This is a genomic window from Vibrio sp. Y176 (assembly GCF_033438945.1).
The window spans coordinates 1-639 of the sequence record NZ_JAWOQS010000692.1 but is presented as its reverse complement, the minus strand read 5'-3'; the positions used below and the strand labels follow the sequence as shown (position 1 = coordinate 639).

General features: G+C 47.1%; 1 protein-coding gene. It reads right to left on the bottom strand.

Going from position 1 to position 639, the window contains the following annotated elements; genetic code table 11:
• Positions 1-639, bottom strand: a 639-nt coding sequence (locus R7O13_RS28110; RefSeq protein WP_318305351.1) for a PilZ domain-containing protein, incomplete at both ends; no start/stop codon positions are given.

Below are 639 nucleotides of genomic sequence, written 5' to 3'. Positions count from 1 at the left end.
GAGCCAAACACTTGTTGATTTCTCTCATCGTGCCAGTACTGCCACAACTTTTGGTTGTTTGGTGTCAGCATCGCTAGCTTGAGTTCGTTACCATCAAAAAACAGTGGTAAGTTGCTCGTGTGTTTGAGTGCAATGTGCTCATAACCGCGTGTGCGTGCACGAATGATTTTATCTTGGTTGTCATGACGTGCGCGTTTGGCGGCACTGTTTAATGCTTCGTCGATGACGCGCGCAACGACATTGGTTTCCGTTAGACGAATGGTTCGTAGATAGCGCACTGCATCATTTTCATAGCAATCGTCCACGGCCAATACTCGATATGACAGTGGCTTTTCGATGCCTGCAACTTGCGACTTGCCTGCAAACTCGGTAAATGAAACGTGAATGATTTCACCAAGGTTGTATTTAAATGCGCTCGGGACTTTAAATTTCGCTCCAGAGCTCGACAAATCGATGCTTAATCCATGAAGGATTTGCCCTTTGGCGCGGCGAATTTCTACCTGGGATTGAACCTTCAACCGCTTTTCTTGGCGTTTTAAGTCGTAACCGAGGTGAACCGGCTCTGCGAGAAAGGGGCTTTTAGGATCGGTTAATGAATGAGACTTTTCCTGTGTGGCGAGCTTGCTCATCACACGAAAG